This is a genomic window from Candidatus Accumulibacter necessarius (genome assembly GCF_036625085.1).
The window spans coordinates 536,220-560,714 of the sequence record NZ_JAZKUM010000001.1; the positions used below are offsets into that span (position 1 = coordinate 536,220).

Consider the following 24,495-nt stretch of genomic DNA (forward strand, 5'->3'; position numbering starts at 1 on the left):
CCGCTGCCGCGGGAAGGACGTTTGGGCTGTTGGCGAGCAGGCTTTCACTTCATCCTGCACTGCCCGACATAGGCGTCCGAATGATTGGTGAAAATCGTCCCCATGCTCTTGTTGGTGACGCGGCCGCTGGCGTCCTTGCCGATCACCCGCAGGTAGTAGTTCTGCACCGGGTAGTGGTTGCTGTTGAACCGGAACTCGCCACGGACCGACTTGAAGCGCTTGGCCTCCAGCGCCTTCCTCAGCGCCGCCTTGTTCTCGACCTTGCCCTGCACGTCACGCACGGCGGCGTCCATCAGCCGGGCCGCGTCGTAGCCTTGCGAGGCGTAGAGCGAGGGCAGGCGGCCGTATTCCTTCTGGAAATCGGCGACGAAGCGCCGGTTTTCCGGGTTGTCCATGTCGTGCGCCCAGTGCGAAGAATTGAACATGCCCATCATCGCCGGGCCGACTGCCTTGATCACGTCCTCGTCGGCCGAGAAACCGGGCGCGAAAAGCTGCGTGTCGCGCGACAGGCCGGCGGCGACGAACTGCTTGACGAAGTTGATGCCCATGCCGCCGGGCAGGAAGAAGAACAGCGCATCCGGCTTGATGGCGCGCACCTGCGCGAGTTCGGCAGCGTAGTCGAGTTGCCCGAGCCGGGTGTAAATCTCCTCGGCGACCATCCCCTTGTAGTAGCGCCGGAAGCCGGCGACGGCGTCCTTGCCGCCGGGATAGTTCGGGGTGACGATCACCAGCTTCCTGAAACCCTTGTCCTGGACGTACTTGCCGACGGCTTCGTGCAGGTTGTCGTTCTGCCAGGCGACGTTGAAGAAGTAGGGGTTGCATTGCTCGCCGGCGTACTGCGACGGGCCGGCATTGGCTGAGATGTAGAAGGTCTGGTTCTCGAACACCGTCGGCCCGACAGCGAGCATGATGTTCGAGAAAACGATACCGGTCATGAAATCAACCTTGTCTTTCTTCAGGAACTTGTCCGTCATCTGCCTGGCAACGTCCGGGCTCTGCTGGTCGTCGGCGATGATCACTTCGGCCGGCAGGCCGCCCAACTGACCGTTGAGCTGCTTGACCGCCAGGTTGAAGCCGTCGCGGATGTCGACGCCGAGGCCGGCGCCGGCGCCGGAGAGCGTCGAAAGCAGCCCGACCTTGATCCGATCGGCCGCGTGCAGGGAACTGGCGAGCAGCAGGGCGGCGGTGAAGGCAGCGACGTGACGCAACATCGGGATCTCCGGGAAGGTTCGCAATGGCACGGATTCTAGCTCAGGAAGCGGGCGCTGTCGGTCTCCACGCGGTCGGCTGGCGCCTGCCGCCGATGCCGCGCAGTCGGTACGGTCGGCCGGTCAGAAGGCCGCGATGCCGGTTTGCGCGCGGCCAAGGATCAGCGCATGCACGTCGTGCGTTCCCTCGTAGGTGTTGACCACCTCGAGGTTGACCAGATGACGGATGACGCCGAATTCGTCCGATATCCCGTTGCCGCCAAGCATGTCGCGTGCCGTGCGGGCGATGTCGAGCGCCTTGCCGCAGGAGTTGCGCTTCATGATCGAGGTGATCTCGACCGCCGCCGTGCCCTCGTCCTTCATTCGCCCGAGGCGCAGGCAACCCTGCAGGCCGAGGGTGATCTCGGTCTGCATGTCGGCCAGCTTTTTCTGCACCAGCTGGTTGGCGGCGAGCGGACGACCAAACTGTCTGCGGTCGAGCGTGTACTGGCGCGCCGTGTGCCAGCAGAACTCGGCGGCACCGAGCGCCCCCCAGGCAATGCCGTAGCGCGCCGAGTCGAGGCAGGTGAACGGTCCCTTGAGTCCCCGCACTTCCGGGAAAGCGTTTTCCTCGGGCACGAAGACCTCGTCCATCACGATCTCGCCGGTGATCGAAGTACGCAGCCCGACCTTGCCGTGGATCGTCGGGGTCGACAGTCCGGGCATCTCCCGGTCGAGCACGAAACCGCGAATCGACCCCGCATCGTCCTTGGCCCAGACGATGAAGACGTCGGCAATCGGCGAGTTGGTGATCCACATCTTCCTGCCGGAGAGCAGATAACCGCCGTCCACCGCGCGCGCGCGGCTTTCCATGCTGCCGGGATCCGATCCGTGGTTGGGCTCGGTCAGGCCGAAGCAGCCAATCCATTCACCCGTCGCCAGTTTCGGCAGGTACCGGCGACGCTGTACTTCGCTGCCGAACTGGAAGATCGGCAGCATCACCAGCGAGGACTGCACGCTCATCATCGAGCGATAACCCGAATCGACGCGCTCGACTTCGCGGGCGACCAGGCCATAGCTGACGTAGTTGAGCCCGGCGCCGCCATACTCGGCCGGAATCGTCGGACCGAGCAGGCCCATTTCACCCATTTCAGGGTAGATTGCCGGATCGCTTCGCTCGTGCCGGAAGGACTCCTGCACGCGCGGCAGGAGACTGCCCTGGCAGTAGTCGCGCGCCGCATCACGCAGCAGGCGCTCGTCCTCGTTCAGCTGTGCCTCGAGGAGGAGGGGGTCTTGCCAGCAGAATCTCGCCTTCGCCGCCTTCGCCATTCACTTTTCCTTGCCTGTTCTTGCCACCGGCCTGGTGACAGCGGGGATTGTAAGCAAAGCTCACTGCGCTCGGCGAAAACTTCGCCAACCGCGGTCCCGCAGCGCTGACTTGTGCTCGAAGCACCCGACCCGTCTCCCAGGTCGGACGCTGTCATTTTCCCCTCGCGAAAGCAGCGGCCCGGGGGAATCACCGCGTTGGCGCGAATGTTTTCGGGAACCAGGGGTCCACGGATCAGAAGGCTGCCGGCGCCGGCATGACGGTTTGCTCAGGACGTTGCAAGGCAGGGCGATTGACTCGCGGCGGCAAGGTCGGGATACTCGCGGCGTCGGCGGCGGGATGGCGGCGACGCAGGGGAGGGGAAGCCGGTAGACGCTGCCGCTACGCAGCCGTCTTCCCGCTGTGGCCGTGACGGTCCTGACTGGGAGGTGTCTCGATGGGTCTGCGACTGAAGTTCAACCTGGTGTTGTTCGCTGTCTTCCTGGCCGGCTTTGCCGTTGCCGGCTATGTCTCGCGCACGCTGCTTGACCGGCATGCGCGCGCGCAGGTACTCGGCGAGGCACGCCTGGTAATGGAGGCTGCGCTGGCCGTGCGCGGCTACACTGTCGACAAGGTTCGGCCGCATCTGATCGACCAGATGGACAGGCAGTTCCTGCCCCAGACAGTGCCGGCCTTTGCCGCCACCGAGACGCTCAACGAGCTGCGCAAGAAGTACAGCAACTACGCCTACAAGGAAGCGACACTCAATCCGACCAATCTGCGCGACCGGCCTGCCGACTGGGAGGCGGATCTGATCCACAGTTTTCGCAACGACGGCGGGCGCAGGGAAATCACCGGTCAGCGGGAAACGCCGACCGGTCCGGTGCTCTACATTGCGCATCCGATCCGCATCGAGTCGCCGGCCTGCCTGCAGTGCCACAGCACGCCGAACGCCGCGCCGCCGTCGATGATCAGGATCTACGGCTCGGCCAACGGCTTCGGCTGGAAGCTCGACGAGGTGGTCGGTGCGCAGGTGGTCTCGGTGCCGATGTCGGTGCCGCTGGCGAACGCCGCGCAGGCCTTCCGGACCTTCATGATCTCGCTGGCGGCGGTGTTCGCGGCGGTCTTCGTCGCTCTCAACCTGCTGCTCTCGTGGCTGATCATCCGCCCGGTGTCGCGCATGTCGGCGGCGGCGGACAAGATCAGTACCGGCGATTTCGACCAGCCGGAGTTTGCCGAGACGGGCAATGACGAGGTTGCCGTGCTTGCCAGATCCTTCAACCGCATGCGTCGCAGCCTGGAAAAGGCGATGCAGATGATCGATGGCTGAGCGGCCGGTGAGCGAGTCGACCGACAGGCCGCCGAGCAAGGCAACCGACGAGCAGCGTCCTGCCGGCGGCGACCTGCTGGCCCTGCCGGCGGGCTATGCGATCAACGAGTACCGTATCGACCGGGTCCTTGGCTGCGGCGGCTTCGGCATCACCTACCTGGCCCACGACACCCACCTCGACTGCCCGGTGGCGATCAAGGAATACCTGCCGCGGGAAATGGCCGGACGCGATCCCGGCCTCGCCGTACGTCCGCATTCCGGCGCTAGCGCCAAGTCGTTCGGGTGGGGGCTGGAGCGCTTCCTGCTCGAATGCCGGGCGCTCGCCAGTTTCCACCATCCGGGCATCGTGCGCGTGCTCCGCTATTTCCGCGCCAACGATACCGCCTACATGGTCATGGAGTACGAAAGCGGCGAGCCGCTGGACCAATGGCTGGCCGGCCATCCGGCGCTCGACAGCGCGACGCTGCTGCGCATCGTGCGGCCACTGCTCGATGGTCTCGAGACCATCCACAACACGGGTTTTCTGCACCGCGACATCAAGCCGCGCAACATCTACATCCGGGCCGACGGCTCGCCGGTGCTGCTCGACTTCGGCTCCGCGCGCCGTCTTGGCCTGGCGGGGCAAGAGCACTTGCTGACTGCGGTGGTCACGCCCGGCTTTGCCCCCGCCGAGCAGTATCAGCCGGACGGCAAGCAGGGGCCATGGACCGACCTCTACGCCCTGGCCGGCGTGATGTACTGGCTGGTCACCGGCCAACTGCCAACCGAGAGCCTGGCGCGCCTGCGCGAGGATCCAATGCCCGCCGCGTCGGCGATCGGCAAGCCGGAGGTGTTCGGCAAGGCGATGCTCCGAGCCATCGACTGGGCGCTGACGCCGGACGAGAACCAGCGCCCGCTGCGCGTGGCGGATTTTCGCCGTGCCTGTCTGCCGGCGGCGGGTGGCGATGCGCCGCCACTGGCCGGCGCTCCGCGGGGGCCGGCGGCGACGCAGCCGCCCGCCGGCATCTCGCTGGCCGAGGGCTGCAGCTTCATCGGTGCCGTCCTGTTCGCCGACGTGGCTGTCGCCGACCCCCCTGACGAGGCCGAGCACCAGGAGCAACGCAGCCGGCTGGCGACGATCGTCAGCCAGGCGGTCGCCACGGTTCCGGCGAGTAGTCGCCTGGCGGCGAACACCCGCGAAGGCTGTGCCGTCTGCTACGTTGGCGATCCCGAGGATGCACTTCGCACTGCCACGCTTTTGGGCGCGTCGGCGACCGAACGAGGGCTCGGGCTGCAGATCGGGATCAATCTCGGGCCGGTGCTGGTGCAACCAGCGCCAAGCGGACGCTCGCGCTTGCTCGGCGACGGCGTCGCCACGGCTTTCCGCGTCATGCGCTTGTCCGAGCCTGGGCAGGTGCTGGTCACCCGCGCCTACGTCGAACTCATCGCCCAACTCGGACGCAGCGCCTCCGCCGGCTTCAGCCTCCTCGGCCAGCGCCGCGACCCGCAGGACCGGGAGCACGATCTCTACCACTATACCGGCGACAGCCAGATGGCCGCATCATCGCATCCGGTCTCGGGCGGTCATCTGTCAACGACCGGCTCGGACATCTCGCCCGAGGTCGCCGACACTGCCGAGCGACTGCTCACGCGGCACATCGGTCCGCTGGCCCGGATCCTCGTGCGCAAGACGCTGCCCCGCGCCGCGAGTCGCGAAGAACTGCATCGCCTGCTGGCGGCGATGATCCCCGATCCGGCAGCCCGGGCTGCATTCCTCGCCGGCGTGGCGCTCCCTGCGCAGCCGCACTCGACCGGGGCAGGGCCAAACAGCGCCCGGGTCGCGGCTGCCTCTTTGCACGCGTCGCCTTCGGCGCCGGTGACTGCCGCAGCTTCCGGGTTGCCGACCGGTGTGTTGTTTTCCGATGCAGACCTCGATCGCATTGGCAAGCTCTTTGCCCGTTACATCGGCCCGATGGCCAAGGTGCTGCTGCGCCGCGAGGCCAGCCAGGGCGGCGACCTCGATGTCCTCTGCCGGGCGCTGGCCAGGCACATCGATAGCGCAGAGCAGCGGCAGCATTTCCTCAGGGAGGCGGGCGTCGGCTGAATGGGGGCGGCGATACGGGCGGTGCCAAGGTCCTCACCGCATGTCACGCGGCGACTGCTGGACCAGCGACAGCCGGACCAAACCGCCGCACTCGACCTCGGGCTCGTCCGCGTCCATCCTCATCGCGCTGCCGCGAGCCTGTCGGAATACGGCACAGCGTGCCTGACGTGCCGGGCGCAACAGCCCGAAGCCCTCGATCCCATTCTCATCCGCAACATCTCAAGCCATGACCCACCTTACCCGCAACCTCGCCGACATCCTCAAGAACGTCTGCCGCCCTGGTGATTTCTCCACCACCGGCCGCTGCGAGATCTTCGCGCCGCGGCTGGAAGTGGACGGTGTCGGCCTCATTGCGCTGCCGCTGTTGCCGGCACAGGCCGAAGCGCTTGTCGCCGTCGCCGAACAGGCGCCGTATGGCCGGGGTGGCGATACCCTGATCGACACCGCAGTGCGCCGGACGTGGCAGATCGGTGCCGACCGTGTGCACCTCGGCGGACGTCACTGGGACAAGCACCTGGCCGATATCGTCGCGCGCTGCAAAGCCGGTCTGGGTGTCAGCGAACCCGTCTCGGCCGAGTTGTACAAGCTGCTGGTCTACGATACCGGCAGTTTTTTCGTCAGTCATCGTGATACCGAAAAGGCGCCGGGGATGTTCGCCACCCTGGTGGTCGTCCTGCCGTCGATCTACACCGGCGGCGAGCTGTGCATCCGCCACCGCGAGCGCGAGGTCTGCCTCGACCTCTCTTCGCCGGAGCCGTCGGAAGTCGCTTACGCCGCTTTCTACGCCGACTGCCGGCACGAGGTCCGCCCGATTACTGCCGGCTGCCGGTTGGTCCTGGTCTACAACCTGATTCGCCAGGGCTCGGGCCGACCGCTCGGGCCGCCGGCGTACGATGCAGAGATCGAGCGGATCAGCGATCTCCTCCGAAGTTGGGACGCCGAGCCGGCCGCAGCCGAGCGATCGTCCCCGAGCAAGCTGATCTATCCGCTCGAGCATGCCTACACGCCGGCAGAAATCGGCTTTCGGACGCTCAAGGGCGCCGATGCCGCGGTTGCCTCGGTACTCGTCAGCGCCGCCGGCCGGGCGAATTGCGAAGTCTACCTTGCCTTTCTGGCGATCAGGGAAAGTGGCAGTGCCGAGTACTACGGTTCGTGGTCGCGTGGCAGGCGCCATTCGGAGCCGGACGACGATGATTTCGAGGTGCTCGAGATCAGCGACAGTGCGAGTACGCTCTCCGGCTGGCAAGCGCCCGACGGCAGCCGCCCGAGTCTCGGCGAAATGTCATTCGCCGACGCGGAACTCTGCCCGCCGGGCGCGATGGAGGACGAGGAGCCCGACGAACAGCACTTCTTCGAAGCCACCGGGAACGAGGGCGCGAGCTTCGAGCGCAGCTATCGGCGAGCCGCTCTGGTGCTCTGGCCACAAGCCGGCAAACTGCAGGTGATCGCCGCCGCCGGCCACGGGGTGTCGCTGCCCTACCTGGCAGCGCTGACCGAGCGCTGGGTCGAGTACGGCGGCGGTCAGGCGTCACCGTTATGGCACGAGGCGCAGCAACTCGCCCGGCTGATCATCGCGCGGCGGGAAGACTGGCCCACTTCCGGCTGGCTGTCGTCCAGCCCGACAGGAAACGCCGCTCCGCTGCTGACGACGCTGCGCCGGACGGAAGATGCCCGCAATATTGAAGCCTTACTCGCCGAAGTCAGCGCCGAGGGCTGCTACGACGCCGGCGACAACGAGGCGCTGGCCGACGCCGCGATGCTGCTCCCGGCAGAGCGGGCCGCCGAGCTCGTCCAGCGCATCATCGCCCGAAATGCGCCGCGGCAGATCACCGCCTGCGCCGAGCTGCTGCAACGGATGGCGGCGCGATTCCTCGCCCGTTCGGCCGCCGGCGCGGGTTGTTCTAGCGAGCTGCTCGAACCCGCTGCGCAAACTCTGCTTGCCGCGCTGCCGGGAGACCCGGCGGCGGCGATTCCAATGGCAGGCTGGCAACGCCCCTTGCCGGTGACACCGGCTCTCGTCGTCGACCTGCTGACCGCGCTTTGCCATCTCGGCGTCCGATCGCTTGGCGAGCAGGCGGTGGACCATCTGCTGAACTGGCCTGACCCCTTCGCCGTCGACACCATTCTCGTCCCTGCCACCTGCCTGCTGACCGAGCAGGGCTGGCCAGCGAGCGACTGGCCGCCGACGCGGCGGCTACGAGATCATTGTCTGGATCATCTTGCGCGACGAATCGCCCAGCCGCTGGTCCCGCCAGTCGACTTCGCTCGCGAAAGCCGTGTCGATTGCAGTTGTGCTTACTGCCGGGATCTCGCGGCGTTTCTCGCTGACCCGCTGCGCTCCGTCTGGGTCTTGAAGGCCGCGCAGCAGCATCGAAGCCACGTCGAGTATTCGATCCGTCGCGACCACTGCGATGTTAGCCACGAGACCGAGCGTCGTGGCAGCCCGCATGCGCTGGTCTGCACCAAGAACCAGGCGAGCTTCGAGCGGCGCGTTGTGCAACGGCAGAAGGACCTGGAAGACCAGGCGCGCTTGCTTCAGCCACCCGGGCAATGATGCGGGCGAGCAGGTCTTCGACCTTTTGTGTCAGAGGTGGAGAGTCACGCCGCGCGGCGCCATGGCGCAGCTTGCAGGCGACCACGGTCCTGGTGCATGGTGCAGATCTCCTCGGACTCCAGCCGGGCCAGGCGTTGCGTGACCGGTCCGCGGGGAGCCCGGATCAGTTGCGACAGAATGTTGGTGTCGAGCAGGTAGCGCGCTGGCATCAGAACGCGTCCTCGGGTGCCGGCGGCAGGTCGGCGACGTCGGGAAATTCCTCGTCCCGCGGCTCCCAGCCTGCCAGCAGTGCCAGCAACTGCTTGCGGGGTGGTACCGGCTCAACGATCAGACGCTCGCCTTCCTTGCGGATAATCGCTTCGGTACCTGCCAGTTCGAATTCGCGCGGAATCGGGATGGCCTGGTTGCGCCCATTGCGAAACAGGGAAACGTGGCGTTCATTGATCATGACGGACTCCTCTCCTTCTGGCCTAGGGTTGAGCCTGTGCTGCTCTGTCCAGGCTGTCAAGGAATGGCGCGGGCAGACCGTCGTGGTCTTGTATCGGGGTTGGGGTCTCCCCAGCTCCGGGAAGTAATGATCCCTGAAGTAGTTGTAGTGCGCCTGCGTTTCCGGGTCGAAGTACTGCCCCGGGAAGCGCAGGTTGATCGTCGTCAGCCGGCCGTCGCCATCGGGGTCCTCCTCCGGCAAGGCCATGCCGAAGGGCTCGGTGGTGGGCGGGTTGCGCCAGACGACGGTCTGGCTCTCGTCCGTCGCGACGCGCGGTGTCCCGAGATGGTCCGCGTGCAGATAGAGGATCGTCAGTCCGGCGCTGGCGGCAGCGTTGACCGTGATAGGTACCGCGCCACTGCTCTGGCTCGCCCCGAGACGGTCGGTGGCCTGCGCGGTCAGGAGGTAGCTACCGGCGGCAACGTCGTTTCAGACGACGCGGTACGGACTGCTCACCGCACTGCTGATCAGCGTCGCGCCGTGGAAGAAGTCGACCCGGGCCACCCCGTCGGGATCGGGCAGTGTAACTTCTTTTCTGTAAATCGGCGCGAGGCGATTTATTTCGGGTGAGGTAATCACGGTTGCAGGTTGAGATAGATTTTCCCGGTCATCCATTCCTCGTCGCATTCTGCCAGAAGCGCGGAGACAAGGCGCAGGCAGGATGCCGTGTTCGGAAAGATGGATGCCACGCGGGTCCGGCGTTTGATCTCGCGGTTGATCCGTTCGAGACCGTTGGTCGTGCGCAGACGCATACGTTGCGCGTGAGGCGAATCGAACGCTGTAAAGCCCTCGGGCAGATTGTCTTCCGCCCATTGAGCAAGTGTAGTGCGCCTGCGTCTCCTGGTCGAAGTATTGCCCCGGGAAACGCAGGTGAATCGTCGTGACCCGGCCGTGGCCATCGGGGTCCTCTTCCGGCAGCACCATGCCGAAGGGCTCGATCGTGGGCGGGTTGCGCCAGACGACGGTCTGGCTCTCGTCGGTCGCGACGCGCGGCGTCCCGAGATGGTCGGCGTGCAGATAGAGGATCGTCAGTGCGGCGCTGGCCGGCGCATTGACCGTGATCGGTACCGCCGCGCTGGTCTGGCTCGCCCCAAGACGGTCGGTCGCCTGCGCGGTCAGGAGGTAGCGGCTGGCAGGAACGAGGTTCCAGACGACGCGGTACGGACTGCTCACCGCGCTGCCGATCAACGTCGCACCGTGGAAGAAGTCGACCCGGGCCACCCCGTCGGGATCGTTCGCGTCAGCGGTGAGCGTGACGGTTGCCGGCGCCGTGAAACTCTGGTTGGCCCCCGGGCTCGTCAGGCTCACCGTCGGCGGACGGTTGCCCTGGACGGTAATGTCGTGCGCCGCGCTGTCGGTGGCCCGGGCGGCCAGGTCGTAAGCCTCGGCCGTGGCGTTCGGCGAGTCGGCGGCCTAAGGACTGTCGCCGGCGGTGGCGATGGCCGTGGTGTTGGCCAGGAACTCGACGTGGGTCACAGGCGTTTCGCGCAGTGCATATCGTCACGGTTAATTAGCATACTGTCACCGCAATTACGAATGTTCTTGGCCACTCAACAGGCCCCAGCATGATCGGGTTACGATCGCTGGCCGGTCTTTGCTCAGATCTGCGAGCCGGCGACTCAGTGTGTACTTGCCTTGCCACGCTACTGCTGTCTTGCCGTCGTGAAGGACAAGGACGTCAATATCGCTCTTGCGTGGTCTGCATCCCAGGACGGGCAGGCTGCTTCCAGCCGGTAACGTTCCAAGGACCTGGATCGACCGACCAGCTACAGTATCTGGATCAACTAGTTGTACCTCTTCGATCGCGATCAATGAAATGACCTCCGTTCTTGAACCGGAATCACTACAGCCGCACAGCGAGGCAGTGAGTATCAGAAACAATGAGACGCGCATCTCATTCCCCGAATCGACGCCGAATGGCGTCGAAGATCGGCCGAACCGGAGGTATGGCGAAAGTTCTGTTACCTGGGGCCTCATACGCCGTCTGACCATCGGCACGCGGAGACCTTTCAATGATATCCATGACATCACTCGGGAGAACGCGCCTCTTGTCCTTTGCGTCGACTAGGTTCAACGCTTCCAAACAACACAGCCAGGGATTACCGCAGTTGTTCGTGACGCTGCTGTACGACCGTTGCTCACGACACAAGCAAGCGACCAACCAGGTTTCTTCGGCCGGCGTCAACCGAAGAATGACGCCCCGACCATCACGACGGATATCCTCAACGGAATTACGGGGACATACGAGCAAATGAACTCACGAGCAGAAGGGTGACGATCACTGCTCCCGTGATATTGAGGGCAACGGATGCACGAAAAAGCTTCTCAGCACAAGGGTCCTGCTTTTTGGATACCAGAATGCCAAGGAGGCAAATGACCAAAAACACGGTTGCTACGACGAAGAAAAAAAGGACTGTCTCCCTGTTCAGGATGATGGGTGAAGCGCCATCGAAACCAAACTTGTACGCTTTGAACAACGCAGCTCCGGCTCGTTCCAGAACCAGGACAAGTTGAAATGATGCCAGCACAAGGCCACAAAGGCCGAATAGCCGGAGAGAACTCGGCACCGTCATCGTCTTCCGCTCAATTCGAATTGATCACAACGATTCGCCCATACCGCCTCAGTTGCTCAGTCGATGGCGACCATGGACGTCGTGACTTACTTTGGACGGTTACATGATCAGTTTGGGTCTGGCGAATTAGATCTCGTACCTGAGTCCAGTTGTCGACGTCCTCAGCCGCGATACAGCCAATAGTCCGACCCGGCCGGTGCAATCGGAAGTTGTTCCGCGCGGTCCGATCACTGGTATCGTCACCATAGGAGTCATCTACAGGCTCCAAGCGGTAGAAATCAGAGTCTGGATGCTGCAGAATGTCGTAAATGCCATTGGGAATCGCATCTCCAAAAGGACGCCCGCCTGAGACAAACGGTCCCGATATTGATTGACCGGTCTCCAAGTCGTTGATATTTATTTGCCCAGTGGCGTTGTTGTAGACCCCATAGACCCACAGCCCCAAAGGATCACTATAACTGAGCGGTTTCCCTTTGGCATAGCCGTAAGTATTGATCCCCCCCGCCAACCCAATCGGATCACTCTGCCCATACCTTCCCAGTTCCGGGAAGTAATGATCCCTGAAGTAGTTGTAGTGCGCCTGCGTCTCCTGGTCGAAGTACTGCCCCGGGAAACGCAGGTTGATGGTCGTGACCCGGCCGTCGCCATCGGGGTCCTCCTCCGGCAAGGCCATGCCGAAGGGCTCGGTGGTGGGCGGGTTGCGCCAGACGACGGTCTGGCTCTCGTCCGTCGCGACGCGCGGTGTCCCGAGATGGTCCGCGTGCAGATAGAGGATCGTCAGGCCGGCGCTGGCCGGCGCATTGACCGTGATCGGCACCGCCGCGCTGGTTTGGCTCGCCCCAAGACGGTCGGTCGCCTGCGCGGTCAGGAGGTAGCGGCCGGCTGGAACGTGGTTCCAGGCGACGCGGTACGGACTGCTCACCGCGCTGCCGATCAGCGTCGCCCCGTGGAAGAAGTCGACCCGGGCCACCCCGTCGGGATCGTTCGCGTCAGCGGTGAGCGTGACGGTCGCCGGCGCCATGAAACTCTGGTTGGCCCCCGGGCTCGTCAGGCTCACCGTCGGTGGCAGGTTGCCCTGGACGGTGAGGTCGTGCGCCGCGCTGATGGTCGTCGCGCCGGCGCTGTCGGTCGCCCGGGCGGTGAGGCGGTAGACCCCCGCCGCGGGCGGCGTCCAGTCAAGACGGTAGGGAGCCGTCGTGCTGCCGCCGATCAGCGTCTGACCGTGGTAGAAGTCCACCCGGCTGATCGGGGTGTTGACTTCCACGTCGCTGGCCGTCGCCATCAGGGTCACGGTCGCTGACAGGGGATAGGCCGCGCCGTCGAGCGGTGCGGTGAGACTGACCGTCGGCGGCGTGTTGTGGCTGTCGACAATGATCCGGCGCGCGCCGCTGGTCGTCGCCGCGCCGGCACGGTCGGTCGCCCGCGCGCTCAGCTGGTAAGTCCCCGCCGCGACGTTCGGCCAGTCGACCGTATAAGGGCTGTTGCCGACGGTGGCGATGACCGTTGCGTCGGCCAGGAACTCGACCCGGGTCACCGGCGTGGCGCCGCTGGCATCCGCCGCCAGCGTGATCGTCGCCGGCGCGAGGTAGCGTGCGTCAGCGACCGGCGCGGTGAGGCTGACGGTCGGTGGCGTCGGGCTGACGCGGGCGCAACGAGGTAGCGTACAGCGCAGGACGCAGACGCGGGCATCGAGAATGTCAATGCGGCCGTTGCGATCCGGGTCGCGGGGATCGTCCGGGCCGCTGACCTTGGGACGGCCCGGTAGCGAGCGCTGGAGTTGGGTAACATCGTCCAGGTCGACGTCGCCATCCTGGTCGAGGTCGCAGGGGGTGGCCCAGGCCTGGCCGGCCAGGAGGACCAGGCAGAGGGAGCAAAGGCCACCGATCAGGCGGGCAAACCACCGGCGCAGGGAGCTTGCGGGGGTGAGGCAGTCGTTCGGCTTCATTGCAGCACCGCGACGGGCAGGTCTTCGAGCCACAGGTATTCGCGCTGGACGGTGCCGTCGGCGGCGCTTTCGGCGATCAGGCGACCTTCGGGGTCGTAACCGTAGACGGTGTCGGTGACGTCGATCTTGCGGACGCGTTCGCCGAGGCCGTTGTACTCGTAGCGGGTGATTCCGGCGGCGGTGGTGGTCTGGGCGAGGCGGCCCTGGCCGTCGTAGGCGAACTGGCTGGCTCCATCGCTGACCAGGCTGCCGTTGGCGTCCCAGCTGTAGTGCTTCGGCGGGGTGCTGTCGACACGCTGCAGGCGGTTGCTGGCCGGGTCGAGGGTGTAGGAGCGGGTCGTGCCGCCGAGGGTGTGACTCAGACGGTTGCCGGTGGCGTCCCAGGTGTAGCCGTAGCGGGTGTGGGGCAGGCTGGCGCTGGTCAGGCGGTCCAGGCTGTCGTAGCCGTAGGTCGCGCTGCGCGCTGCCTGCGCGGCGTCGAACTGGGCGCTGAGGCGGCCGGCGGCATCGTGGCTGAGCAGCCAGTGCTCGTTGCCGAGAGTGTAGCTGCTCGGACGGCCGTCCTGGTCCTGATTGCGGGTGTGCTTCTGGCCGGCACCGTCGCGGTAGCTGTGGACGCCGCCGAAGGGGTGATAGCTGATTTCGCTGGCGATCAGCCGCGTGCGGCCGTCGCCGCCGGGGGCGCTATCGGTCAGGTGGATTGCGCTGATGCGGCCGTTGCTGTCGCGGCTGTAGGCGAGGTGGCGGCCGCTGGCGGTGGTGAAGCCGGTGAGGCGGCCGGCTGACCAGGTCCAGGTGAGGGTGTGGCTCGCCTGGCCGACGCTGCGGGTCTGGCGGATCAGGCGGCCCGGCGGGTCGTAGGTGTTCTCGAGACGGCTGATGAGCTGGTCGTTCTGCCGGTCTTCGATGCGGCTCAGGCGGCCGATGCCGTTGGCGCCCTGGTCCCAGAGGACATCGCTGCGCCGGCCGTCGGCGTAGTGGATGCGGCTGAGGCGGTTGAGGGCGTCGTAGTCGAAGGTGGTGGTCTGGCCCTTGCCGTCGGTGCGGCTGATTTCGTTGCCGGCGGCGTCATGGCGGCTGCTGGTCAGGCCACTGTCGGGGCTGTGCTGCTGTGTCCGGTTGCCGAGGCCGTCGATGGTGTAGGTGGTGGCGAGGTTTCTCGGGTCGGTGACGCGGCGCAGGCGGTCCTGGCCGTCGTACTGGTAGTGGGTCTGGCCACCGGCGGCGTCGGTGACCTGGCGCAGGCGGTCGAGGGCGTCGTAGGCGAGGACGGTCTGCTGGTTGAGCGGGTCGGTGATGCGGCTACGGTTGCCCTGGGCGTCGTGTTCGTAGGCGGTGATCTGGCCGCGGGCGCCGATCTCCTGGGCGAGACGGCCGAGCTTGTCGTAGAGGCGTTGGCGGGTCTGGGCGAGCTGGCCGGTGGCGTCGTGGATTGCTTCGTGCAGGCGGTTGCCCTGGGCGTCGAGGGTGTAGCGGATCTGATTGCCGAGGCCGTCGCTGAGGGTGGTGAGGCGATGCGCGGGGTCCCGGGTGTAGTCGAGGTGGCTGCCGTCGGGGAGGGTGATGCGGGTGATCTGTCCGGCGGGGTCGTAGGTGATGGTGGTGACTTCGCCGTCGACGCTGCGGCTGGTGAGGCGCTGGCGGGGGTCGTAGCCGAGCGTGGTGACGCTGCCGTTGGCGTCGATGAGGGTGAGCGGCTGGCCATGTTCGTTGTAGGCGGTGATCTCGGTGCGTTGTCCGAGGGCGTTGGTGATGCTGGCGAGCTGGCCGCGCCGGCCGGGGTCGGGATCGTCGAGGTCGTAGTAGCGGTAACTGTTGAGGTCGGCGAGGTCGATGCGCGGGCCGTCGGCGCTGAGGATCTGGCCCTGCTCGTTGTAGCGGTAGGTCCAGGTGCGGGGCTGGCCGGTCAGGGTGGCGTTGAAGCCGCTGCTGCCGTCGGTGTCGGTGGTGGCCTGTTCGCTGTGCTGGCAGACGAGGGCGAGCGGCTGGGGATCGGGGGCGCAGCTGACGGGGCTGCCGGCGAGGGGGTCGCCGTGGTAGGTCCAGGTGCTGAGGCGATTCGGTTCGGCCCGCTGGACGGGGCGGCGCCAGGTGGCGTGCCACTGCGTGGAGACGGTGCGCATTTCGGCCTGGCCGGTGGCTTCGCTGCGGCGGGTTTCGAGGTTGCGGCTGAGGTCGTGCTGGGTGGTGTCGAGGCGGCCGTTGAAGTCGGTGCGGCGGCTGAGGTTGCCGTTGGCGTCGTAGGTGTAGGTCTGGCTGAGGCCGGGAAGCAGGGGGTGGCTGCTGCGGCTGACTTTGTTGACGCCGAGGATGGCCTGGTAGCTGTGCTGGCTGACGGCGTTGAGGGGGTGGGTGAGGGTGACGCCGGTGATCTGGTCCCCGCTGGTTTGGTAGGTGAGCTGGTGCCGGTCGACGCCGCCAGCGTGTTCGCTGCTGGTGGCGCGGGCGTTGGCGTCGTAGGTCCAGCTGGCGTAGGGGGTGGCGTTTTCGTCGATGAGGCCAGTGAGCAGGGCCGGTTGGCGCTGGCCGGCGACGGTGACCTGGGTGTAGGTGTAGCGTCGTTCGCTGTGATCGGGGTAGCGGACGGTGTCGAGTGAGCCGTCGGGGTCGTAGCGGTAGGTGGTGGCCTGGCCGGCGGGGTCGGTGAGGGTGCTCAGGCGACCGTCGGGGTCGTAAGTGAGTTGCAGGCGGCGGTCGGCCGGGTCCCTGACTTCGCTGAGGCGACCGGTTGCGTCGTAGGTGTAGCTGAGGCGGCGGCCGTCGGCGAGGGTGCGGCTGAGGCGGCGGCCGCTGCGGTCGAAGGTTTCGCGGGCGTCGTCGGGGCCGTGCCAGGTCCAGCCTTGGCCGGTCTGGCTGAGCTGGCCGACGAGGTCGGCGTCGGCGGTCCATGGGCCATTGCCGGATTGGCGGTAGTGGTGGATCTGGCCGTCTTCGCGCTGGACGACGACGAGGCCGGGGACGCTGGGGTTGAGACTGACTTCGTGGTTGTGCCGCCAGCGGTTGCCGAGCGGGCGCGGCGGTGCGCTGAAGTCGTGGTAGGGGTTCTGGCTGTCGTAGTGGCGGACGAAGTCGAGTGGTGAGGTGCCGGCAGCGCGGTAGTCGGTTTCTTGCTGGCGCTTGCAGCCCTGGCCGGGGACGATGGGGTTGCCGATACAGCTTTGCGCTTCCTTGATCTGGGCCGGTAGATGGCACAGGTTACTGTCCAGTTCGGCGACGGCATCGCGCAGGTAGGTTTGCGGGGTGTCGCCGAGCGGCAGGTGGAGGGGGCTGGGGAAGACGCCGAGGTGGGGCGTCGGCTGGACGGGATAGCGGTTGACGTCGACGCCGGCGACTTCGCCGCGGTACGTCCGGTGGATGCCGAGGTAGTGCAGGCGGCACCAGCCTTCAAAGGCTTTGAGGTTGAAGAGGAAGGATTTCTGGAGGGCTTCCCGGATGGCGGTCGGGGTGTACCAGCCCATTTCGTAGCCGTCGGAAAAGCCGAGGCCGCTGTCGTGGATGACGCTGCCACTGGCGTTGCAGCGCAGGGGCGAGACGGCGAAGAGGTATTTGCCGGTGCTGTCAGGGCCCTGGCGAGCGGAGATCTCGAAGCCGATTGCGAAGTTGGGGTAGCTGCAGGTGGCGCTCCAGGCGGCCGGGGCGCCGAGCAGGGCGGCGATGGCGAGAAGGGCACGGGGGGTCCAGTGGGGCCAGCGCGGTATGGTCGGAGACGGGGCGCGGGGTCTCTTCATCCTGGGGGTCCTGGCGTCTGGAGCTGGCTGTCCTGTGGGTGAGCAGTTTGCGGCGTTTTCCCTGAGGCGCTGTTGAGCAGCCCGAGGGTATCCGGTCTCCGGTTCGCTGTTGTCAGCGGCCAATCTTCAGAGCGGAAAAACCCTAAGGCGACACCGGGAATTTCACCTTATCTGCCAGGGAATTGCAAGAGGGCAGCCGCTTTTTTGCGTTCAGCTGCGCACGACATCTCGATGCTGCTCCCTTTTCCCTCCTTTCCCTCTAATTACTATACTGTCCCCGCAATACTCCCCGCAATACTCACTTGCCAATACAAAAGCGCCCGAAAATCTCGGAATTAAAGGGACGAATTAAAGGGACAGTATCCTTAACTCCTGACCCGCATGGCATCCATCTTTCCGAACACGGCATCCTGCCTGCGCCTTGTCTCCGCGCTTCTGGCAGAATGCGACGAGGAATGGATGACCGGGAAAATCTATCTCAACCTGCAACCGTGATTACCTCACCCGAAATAAATCGCCTCGCGCCGTTTTGCAGAAAAGAAGTTGCACTGCCTGGCGGAATAGCGGCTACACACGCGCGGACAGGACGGCGCGCTGGGCGCGGAAGCGCGTGTGTCAAGGCACGGGAAGTTCGACTGGAACGAAAGCGGCAGGCGCAGAAGCAAGCGGAGTCGAAACCATTCAGCGCTGAGAGTGTCCATGGCTTTAGTGGCTTTAGTGACAAATGGGGCGGGAATGAGTTGAGGATGCCACGGCGCAATAATTCGGCGTCAATTTAGGATACTGTCCCCGAATTAACCGATGGAATGATCGAAAGAGAAGGGCGGTCCCTTTCGGGCCGCCTTTCTCGCTTGAACGCAGTGGTCTGGTGGTTACGGTCTGTCTTTCCGGAGGAGGACGCCCAGCAAGCCCAGTCCCAACAAGATCCACGTGGCTGGCTCGGGAACTTCCTGAGGACTATACGCATAGCCATCCAGTTCCAGGATTCGTGGGCCTGAGGCATGAAAATTGGCATCCCCAAATTGTTCGAATGACGCCCGCCAGGTTTGCGCCGTCGTGGGGGCGACAACATCGTATAACTCATACACCCAGTTGGCCGGGTAATTCAGGCCTCCACCATAGACCGGGTGCGTTACACCATCGCCAAGAACAGCCGTTGTACCAATGTTTGCCTTGGAATATAGCGTCTGCCAGGTGCTGGTGGCGTCTTTGTATTCAAGCTTGATCGCACCAAAGCCGCGATAATTCTGGTCACGGTAGCCGTTGGTATAGGGGTCATTGGGGTTGTAATTGGTGCCATCATGCGAGGCAACCAGATTGAAGCTCCCCAGCGTCATCGGTGAACTCAACGTCCATTCGACCGTGTGCCACGTACCTTTCGCGGAGCTATCGTTGAATACGGTGTTGGTCTTTTCCGTATTGTTTGAAGTGAAGCCAAACATGTTAAGGGCATTCGAGTCCCCGTGAATTGTACTGGCTGAAGACGATTGAATGTTTGTGTACTCCCAAGCGTCACTATTGCTGATAACCAGCGCTTGTACCGGTGAGGCAAGAACAGCCATGGCCAGTGGAAGCGCCGACAAAATCCTTTTCACTGCTTTCTCCTTCGCGTTTTAGGAAGCACTGCCGTTAAGAAATCCAGAAGCCCAAAAGCAAGACCCACCATGGTTAGTGACCGGAATGACTGTTATCCAATTGCGAGCATTGTTCGTGCCAAGTTTTCTTGGTTGTTGATAAAACAAGATGTTTCCGAAACGCCGCAAAAACCCTGCTGCCAAGTGTAAAATTTTTCGACATTCGTGATGAATTCCGCGCTGCAATCACTCTAATCATCGTATTGCCCGTGGAAGACCATTGGCAGTGGCCCGGTTTCCATGCTGCTCCCGAAGAGTCGGGAATAGATGCATGAAAGAACCGGATTGACGCATGTGCAGGCAAGATGGTTCTGCTCATATTTCTGGAAGAAAAGGTTACCGACCCCCAGGCTCCCTCAGTTTGTCGAGCGCGGCAGCGAGCAGCACGTTGAGCGTGAACCAGCCCATCGAGCAGCCTCCTGGCCTTGTAGCCGCGGCGGTCAGGGCAAAGAAGACAAAGAGATAAAGGGACAGTATTCGGAATTTCTGACGAGCATGGCGGGGAGGACGAAAGTGACGAGGCTTACGCGGGTGGTTGCAGGGGGTTTGTCCTCATCAGGCGACACAACAAAGTGAGCGCTGTCAGCAGGCTTTTTTCTCTGATGATGACTATCGGGAGTACTTGGCCTGATGTAGGCTTCCTGCGTCAGTTCGGTCCGGGACCAATAGTATGGGCGTACTGCCTGATGCGCTACCATGTTCAGCTGATCATGGTGCCGCAAGACACCGATGGGCTGCGCCGTGCCATTGGCGAAGCCCCCCGACGTTTCAGCCGGCTGATCAATCACCGTGAAGGGGCCTACTCTGGCAGGAACACTTCCCCTCATTCTTGCTGGCTGAACCTTACCTTTTGGCCGCCGTCTGGTGTATTGGGAACCAATCCTCGCAAGTTAGCACCAAAGCATAACTATTGTGCGCGGTTGCGCCGATCGCACCTGTCTTGCATAATGGCGGTATAAAGCGTTGTTTATAAAGGAGAACCACATGACAGCCTGAATATTCGAATATGCTTATGAAGCTCTCTAACTATCTGTTGTCAAGAGAGTTCATGGAAGTAGCTCGGCTCGACCCCAAACACTTTACCCGCCAACGCACCCTGACGCTGCCGACCGTCCTGAGCTTTCTGCTCTCCGGAGTCCAGGCCGCGGTACAGTCCGAACTTGATCAGTTCTTCGCCAATCTGCGCAATCGCGCCGACTCGGTGCGCGAAGTAACGGCACAAGCCTTTTCGCAGGCGCGCTACAAGATCAATGCGCTGGTGTTTGGCGAAGTCAATCAGGAGCTGATCCGCTTGGCGGAGGAGCACCTGCCCTTCCCGAGATGGAAAGGGCTCCGCGTGGTCGCCGCGGATGGGAGCGACGTTCGCCTGACCATGATGAAGGACGGGGTCCGGTCGATCGTTAAAGGCATGGCGTTTGGCCTGTACTTGCCAGGGATCGAACTGTTTCTGGACTTCCGGCTGCATGAGCCTTTGTCCAATGAGCGCCAGATGTTCTTCGAGGCGATCGACTGTCTGCGCCCCGACGATCTGCTGCTGATGGATCGAGGCTTTCCGTGTCGTTGGCTGGTGTCGGTACTGACCGCGCGCCAGCTCCATTTTTGTATTCGTTGCGATTTGTCGCGAGGATTCAAGGTGGTACGTGAGTTCCTGCGGTCCGGCCAAAGCGAGCAGGTGGTCGTCTTGCGCGCCCCGAATGCCCGCGATGCCAAAGACTATGAATGTCCGGCGACGCCGACCACTGTTCGCCTGGTGCGGGTAGTGACACCGAATGGACGGATCCATGTGGTGATGACCTCGCTCCTCGATCCGGTGGCGTTTCCCGCCGCCGAGTTCGCCGATCTGTACCACGGTCGGTGGCGGATCGAGGAGGCATACAAGCGGGTCAAGCATCGCCTCCAACTGGAGCATACCTCCGGCCTGTCTTGGCACGCGGCGCGCCAGGACTTTGGTGCCAAGGCGGTCTTCGACAACCTCAACGCCCTGGCGGCCTATGTCGCCACGGCGGCTCATCTGGACCCGGAATCCTTGTACAAAATCAACCGCACCCTCGCGATCGACAAGATCAAGCGGCAACTCGGTCGCTGGCTTTTGGCCGCTCAGGCTACCACTCGCCGCCTCAAACCGCTCCTCGCAGAAATCGCTCTGAACCTCCAGAAGTTTGTTCCCGACCGTTCGCAACCTCGCAAACCTCAGCCGAAACCCCACCTGTCTCACGCCTATAAGTGATTATGCTTATATGCTAACTTGGGAGGATTGTATTGGGAACAACCACGGTTCGAGGCGGGCTGCGCACTCTCCCCGAGGATTGGCCGCGGTCCCGATCCCGCCTGCACTTGAGCGGCGAGGATGATCTGATGGTGCGGGTGGCGCCAATGGTCGATCTAATTGCGATCTCGCGAGAGCATTTGCACGAAGTAGCCGACGAATCCTTGGCGGAAAAACGGCATGCACACACGTGGGCTGGTCGGCCGCTGGGCGCGGATGCGCTGGTCAGGGTACGGGAAGCTCGACGGGAACGCAGGCGGCAGGGACAGAAACGAGGATCTTAGTCGAAACCATCCCGCGATGAGCGTGTCCACATGGTTGGGGACGGTCGGGCTGCGAGGCTTAGGGGATTTGCTGGACGAGCGATCTGGCGTTAATTTACTATACTGTCCCCGAATTTACCTGTCCCCGAATTTACCTGAATTTACCTGTATTTCCTGGTTCGTGGATTCCTTCACGGTATTCCGGAAGCGGTGCTGTTAAGCTGGTTTTGAGTCAAAGGCAGGTGGATGTTGCAGGGTAGGTGTCGGAGACCGCTGTTTCTGACCGTAGTGCCGCTTTTAGAAGAAAAACCTAACTTTTGGTATGGACTTTCTCTATAATGATGTTGCGCTGCAACAATAGCCAGCTGACGAGGTCACCTTTGGTCTGTCGCAGTCCTTGGCCTCGTTGGTATTTCTGGAGTACTCGCATGAAAGCACCAAAGATCTTACCGTGGATCGCCCACAAGACCGGCATCAGTGAGGAGCTCGCGCTCAAGCTGTGGCGGCGGGCAGCGGGCGAAGCTGAAGTCATCGCGGGCTGCTGCAACAGTTCAGACTATTACCGCTTGGCCGTCGAACGTTTTATCGACTTCGCGGAAGCTGAAGGCAATCGCTCGGTGGTACGCGAGACGGTCGGTTCGAGGACATGCATTTCCTGGCTGTGGCGCCACCAGAACCGGATCTCGAAGCTTAATCTGATCGCGGCGCATAACCTCGTCAGGCTATGGCAAGCCAACCTCAGCGACTTGCTCGGCGGACAGAAACACGCTGCCTGAGAAGGGGCGCCGAGCACACTGCCCGATGGGCGAGCATTCTGCTGTTGCAGTGCCGGCCTGCACGCGTCCGCACGGCGGCTAGACTGCCGCCATGCGAGCAGACTGGAGCGACGAACGACTGATGCTGGCCTACCGTGCGGGTGACGCCGAGGCATTCACGGCACTGTACCAGCGCTATCGCGGCTCGCTCTATCGCTATCTGGCGCGGCAATGCGGCAATGCGGCAATTGCCGAAGAGCTCTACCAGGATATCTGGATCAAGGTGGTCAACGCGCGCGCCGACTATGAACCGCTGGCCCGCTTCTCAACCTGGATTTTCCGCATTGCCCATCACCGGCTGATCGATCACTACCGCAGGCACGCCCACCAGTTGCTGGCGCAGTTTGCGCCGAACCCTGGTGATGACGACCCGGATGGCGCCGATGAAATGATCGCGATGCTGCCTGCGCCGGGCCACGAGACGCCGCACGCCCTGCACGAGCGGCAGACAACGGCACAACGGATCTGTCTGGCGTTGGCCGCTTTGCCGCCTGTCCAGCGCGAAGTCTTTCTACTCGCCGAAGAGGGCGGCATGACGCTGGAGGAGATCGCGGTCGCCACCGACACCGGCCGCGAAACGGCCAAGAGCCGGCTGCGCTACGCGCTGAGCAAACTCCGGCAGTCGCTGCAGGATCTGTTATGACCGAGCCGCGCCCGGATTCTCCAAGCGATCCCGAGATCTCGCGACTCTATCGGCAGCATTCGACCGACGAGCCGTCGCCGGCCGTCGACCAGCGTATTCTGGCTGCGGCGCGGGCGGCGCTGGCCGGGCGGCCGGCAAACCCCCGCGGCGGTTGGTGGCAGCGCTGGCGTACGCCCCTGGCTCTGGCGACGACGCTGCTGCTGACCGTCACGCTTTCCTTGCTGCATGAACGGCAGCCCGCCGAACTGCCTGCGGAGCGGGGGCTGCGGCAGTCGCTACCGCAAGTGCGTGGCGATGAACCGCAGAGCAGCAAGGTAGAGCAAGCGGCTTCCGCTGCCGCCCCGAAAGCCGCCAGACCCGCCACCGCCGCCGGGCCCGCGAGCTTGCCGGCGGCGAGCCGTGCCGAGGTGCTACCGCCTGCTGCCAAGAAGACTGAGCGTGATGCTCCCGTGACCGCTGACAACGCGGCTGCCGGGGGGCGATCAGCGGCCGCGGAGCGCAAGGCGGCACCGGCTGCGATAACCCAGGAAAACTCTCCTGCCGCCCCCGCTGCGCCTGCCCCGGCTTCGGTCGGCACGGCCGGCAGCGAGGCGCGCGAGCGCTTCGAAGCGACGCCGGCGGCTGCGCCACCGGCCGCCGCCAGGTCGCGGGCGGAAGGCGTTCGCACGCCAGCAGTCTGGCTCGAAGAGATTCGTTCGCTGCGCCGCGCGGGCCAGACGGACGAGGCCGAACGGCAGCTCCGTGAGTTCCGTCGGGTGCACCCCGATTACCCGTTGCCGGAAGAGTTTCGGCAGTGATCTGAACTGCGCTTAACCCCATTTGCTGGCAGCCGGCGTTTACACGGTCATCTACTCACCTCACTCAAGGAGACCGTGATGAAAAACTTCGCCGCCCTGCTCGCCGCCCTTCCTCTTGCCGGCTGCATCAGCCTGGCCGACGCCGGTGCTCTGGTCGACGTCAGCGTCCTCGACCGCAGCAGTGGCCAGGAACTGGAGGTCTACCGCCACCGCGGCCGCCTCTACGTCGCCGGGAAGCCCGGCAATCGTTACGCCGTGGTCCTGCGCAACAAGGGTTCCGGCCGCGTCTTGACCGTGCTCTCGGTGGACGGCGTCAATGCACTCAACGGCCAGACCGCCGCCACTTCGCAATCCGGCTACGTCCTGTCGGCCGGGCAATCGGCGGAGATCGCCGGCTGGCGCAAGAGCATGGACGACGTCGCCGCCTTCTATTTCACCCGCCTTGAAGACAGCTATGCCGGCCGCACCGACCGGCCGCAGAACGTCGGCGTGATTGGCGTCGCGGTCTATCGGGAAGCCGCGCCACCGCCGCCACAGGTGACGATGCCGTCACGTGAAGCGGACGCCGCGGGCAAGGCCGAGAGCGCCTCGCCGAACGCAGCCGCCAAGGCCGCCGCGCCGGCCAGTGAGGAAGCTCGCGACCGGCAGGCGGCAAGTCGTCTGGGCACCGGCCATGGGGAACGGATCAGCGCGCCGACCCAGTACACCGAGTTTCGCCGCGCCAGCGATTCGCCTGCCGAGATGCTCACCATTTACTACGACAGCCGTGCCCGGCTTCTTGCCCAGGGCATCATCCCTCGCCCAAGGCCGACGCCGAATCCCTTGCCAAATCCCTTCCCGGGTGGCTTCACCCCCGATCCCCGCAGTTGACCAGGCGACTTTCC

The 24,495-nt window shown here is 64.2% G+C and carries 15 protein-coding genes and 4 pseudogenes; 9 read left to right on the forward strand and 10 right to left on the reverse strand.

What is annotated here, in order from left to right:
• Positions 1-44: 44 nt before the first annotated feature.
• Positions 45-1,211 carry an ABC transporter substrate-binding protein gene (locus V5B44_RS02755; protein ID WP_332357576.1) on the reverse strand — a complete coding sequence of 389 codons (1,167 nt, stop codon included), beginning with the start codon at positions 1,209-1,211 and terminating at the stop codon, positions 45-47.
• A 120-nt stretch (positions 1,212-1,331) separates the two neighbouring features.
• Complete coding sequence (locus tag V5B44_RS02760) at positions 1,332-2,516, reverse strand: acyl-CoA dehydrogenase (protein ID WP_332357577.1); 1,185 nt, start codon at positions 2,514-2,516, stop codon at positions 1,332-1,334.
• Positions 2,517-2,950: 434 nt separating this feature from the next.
• Here V5B44_RS02760 and V5B44_RS02765 point away from each other — a divergent pair, with 434 nt between their 5' ends.
• From V5B44_RS02765 to V5B44_RS02775, 3 genes are all read left to right on the forward strand, one after another.
• The gene (locus tag V5B44_RS02765; RefSeq protein ID WP_332357578.1) at positions 2,951-3,823 is read left to right on the forward strand and encodes a c-type heme family protein; all 873 of its coding nucleotides are present in this window, start codon (positions 2,951-2,953) and stop codon (positions 3,821-3,823) included.
• Positions 3,816-5,906 (forward strand): protein kinase domain-containing protein, encoded by a 2,091-nt coding sequence (locus V5B44_RS02770; RefSeq protein WP_332357579.1) that lies wholly within the window; start codon positions 3,816-3,818, stop codon positions 5,904-5,906. The genes V5B44_RS02765 and V5B44_RS02770 overlap by 8 nt, the downstream gene beginning before the upstream one ends.
• A gap of 226 nt (positions 5,907-6,132) precedes the next feature.
• Positions 6,133-8,460 (forward strand): 2OG-Fe(II) oxygenase, encoded by a 2,328-nt coding sequence (locus V5B44_RS02775; RefSeq protein ID WP_332357580.1) that lies wholly within the window; start codon positions 6,133-6,135, stop codon positions 8,458-8,460.
• 44 nt (positions 8,461-8,504) lie between these two features.
• Here the strand turns inward: V5B44_RS02775 and V5B44_RS02780 are convergent, their stop codons facing one another.
• From V5B44_RS02780 to V5B44_RS02805, 7 genes and pseudogenes are all read right to left on the reverse strand, one after another.
• Positions 8,505-8,669, reverse strand: a complete 165-nt coding sequence (locus V5B44_RS02780; protein ID WP_332357581.1) for a hypothetical protein — start codon at positions 8,667-8,669, stop codon at positions 8,505-8,507.
• A complete protein-coding gene (locus V5B44_RS26535; RefSeq protein ID WP_434735394.1) occupies positions 8,669-9,154 on the reverse strand; it encodes a hypothetical protein in 486 nt (161 codons plus the stop codon). Before V5B44_RS26535 ends, V5B44_RS02780 begins: the two co-directional genes overlap by 1 nt.
• 36 nt (positions 9,155-9,190) lie before the next feature.
• Positions 9,191-9,349 (reverse strand): annotated as a pseudogene (locus V5B44_RS26540) (hypothetical protein); the annotation flags it as partial.
• Between the two features lie 173 nt (positions 9,350-9,522).
• Positions 9,523-9,768: pseudogene (locus V5B44_RS02790) on the reverse strand (transposase); the annotation flags it as partial.
• A 304-nt stretch (positions 9,769-10,072) separates the two neighbouring features.
• Positions 10,073-10,255: pseudogene (locus V5B44_RS02795) on the reverse strand (Ig-like domain-containing protein); the annotation flags it as partial.
• Between the two features lie 1,275 nt (positions 10,256-11,530).
• On the reverse strand, positions 11,531-13,465 hold the full coding sequence (locus tag V5B44_RS02800) for an Ig-like domain-containing protein (protein ID WP_332357582.1): 1,935 nt from the start codon (positions 13,463-13,465) through the stop codon (positions 11,531-11,533).
• The gene (locus V5B44_RS02805) at positions 13,462-17,193 is read right to left on the reverse strand and encodes a DUF6531 domain-containing protein (protein ID WP_332357583.1); all 3,732 of its coding nucleotides are present in this window, start codon (positions 17,191-17,193) and stop codon (positions 13,462-13,464) included. Before V5B44_RS02805 ends, V5B44_RS02800 begins: the two co-directional genes overlap by 4 nt.
• A gap of 375 nt (positions 17,194-17,568) precedes the next feature.
• On the opposite strand from V5B44_RS02805, the pseudogene V5B44_RS02810 reads away from it, so the two are divergent.
• A pseudogene (locus tag V5B44_RS02810) lies at positions 17,569-17,688 on the forward strand (transposase); the annotation flags it as partial.
• A 377-nt stretch (positions 17,689-18,065) separates the two neighbouring features.
• Here the strand turns inward: V5B44_RS02810 and V5B44_RS02815 are convergent.
• Positions 18,066-18,788, reverse strand: a complete 723-nt coding sequence (locus tag V5B44_RS02815) for a PEP-CTERM sorting domain-containing protein (protein ID WP_332357584.1) — start codon at positions 18,786-18,788, stop codon at positions 18,066-18,068.
• 1,051 nt (positions 18,789-19,839) lie between these two features.
• On the opposite strand from V5B44_RS02815, the gene V5B44_RS02820 reads away from it, so the two are divergent.
• The 5 genes from V5B44_RS02820 to V5B44_RS02840 all read left to right on the forward strand — a co-directional run bounded on the left by V5B44_RS02820 (position 19,840) and on the right by V5B44_RS02840 (position 24,481).
• A complete protein-coding gene (locus V5B44_RS02820) occupies positions 19,840-21,054 on the forward strand; it encodes an IS4 family transposase (RefSeq protein WP_332357585.1) in 1,215 nt (404 codons plus the stop codon).
• Between the two features lie 730 nt (positions 21,055-21,784).
• A complete protein-coding gene (locus V5B44_RS02825) occupies positions 21,785-22,132 on the forward strand; it encodes a hypothetical protein (RefSeq protein ID WP_332357586.1) in 348 nt (115 codons plus the stop codon).
• A gap of 91 nt (positions 22,133-22,223) precedes the next feature.
• A complete protein-coding gene (locus V5B44_RS02830) occupies positions 22,224-22,814 on the forward strand; it encodes an RNA polymerase sigma factor (RefSeq protein ID WP_287693830.1) in 591 nt (196 codons plus the stop codon).
• Positions 22,811-23,611, forward strand: coding sequence for a hypothetical protein (locus V5B44_RS02835; RefSeq protein ID WP_332357587.1), 801 nt, complete (start codon positions 22,811-22,813; stop codon positions 23,609-23,611). The genes V5B44_RS02830 and V5B44_RS02835 overlap by 4 nt, the downstream gene beginning before the upstream one ends.
• Positions 23,612-23,689: 78 nt before the next feature.
• Positions 23,690-24,481 (forward strand): hypothetical protein, encoded by a 792-nt coding sequence (locus tag V5B44_RS02840; RefSeq protein WP_332357588.1) that lies wholly within the window; start codon positions 23,690-23,692, stop codon positions 24,479-24,481.
• Positions 24,482-24,495: the final 14 nt, after the last annotated feature.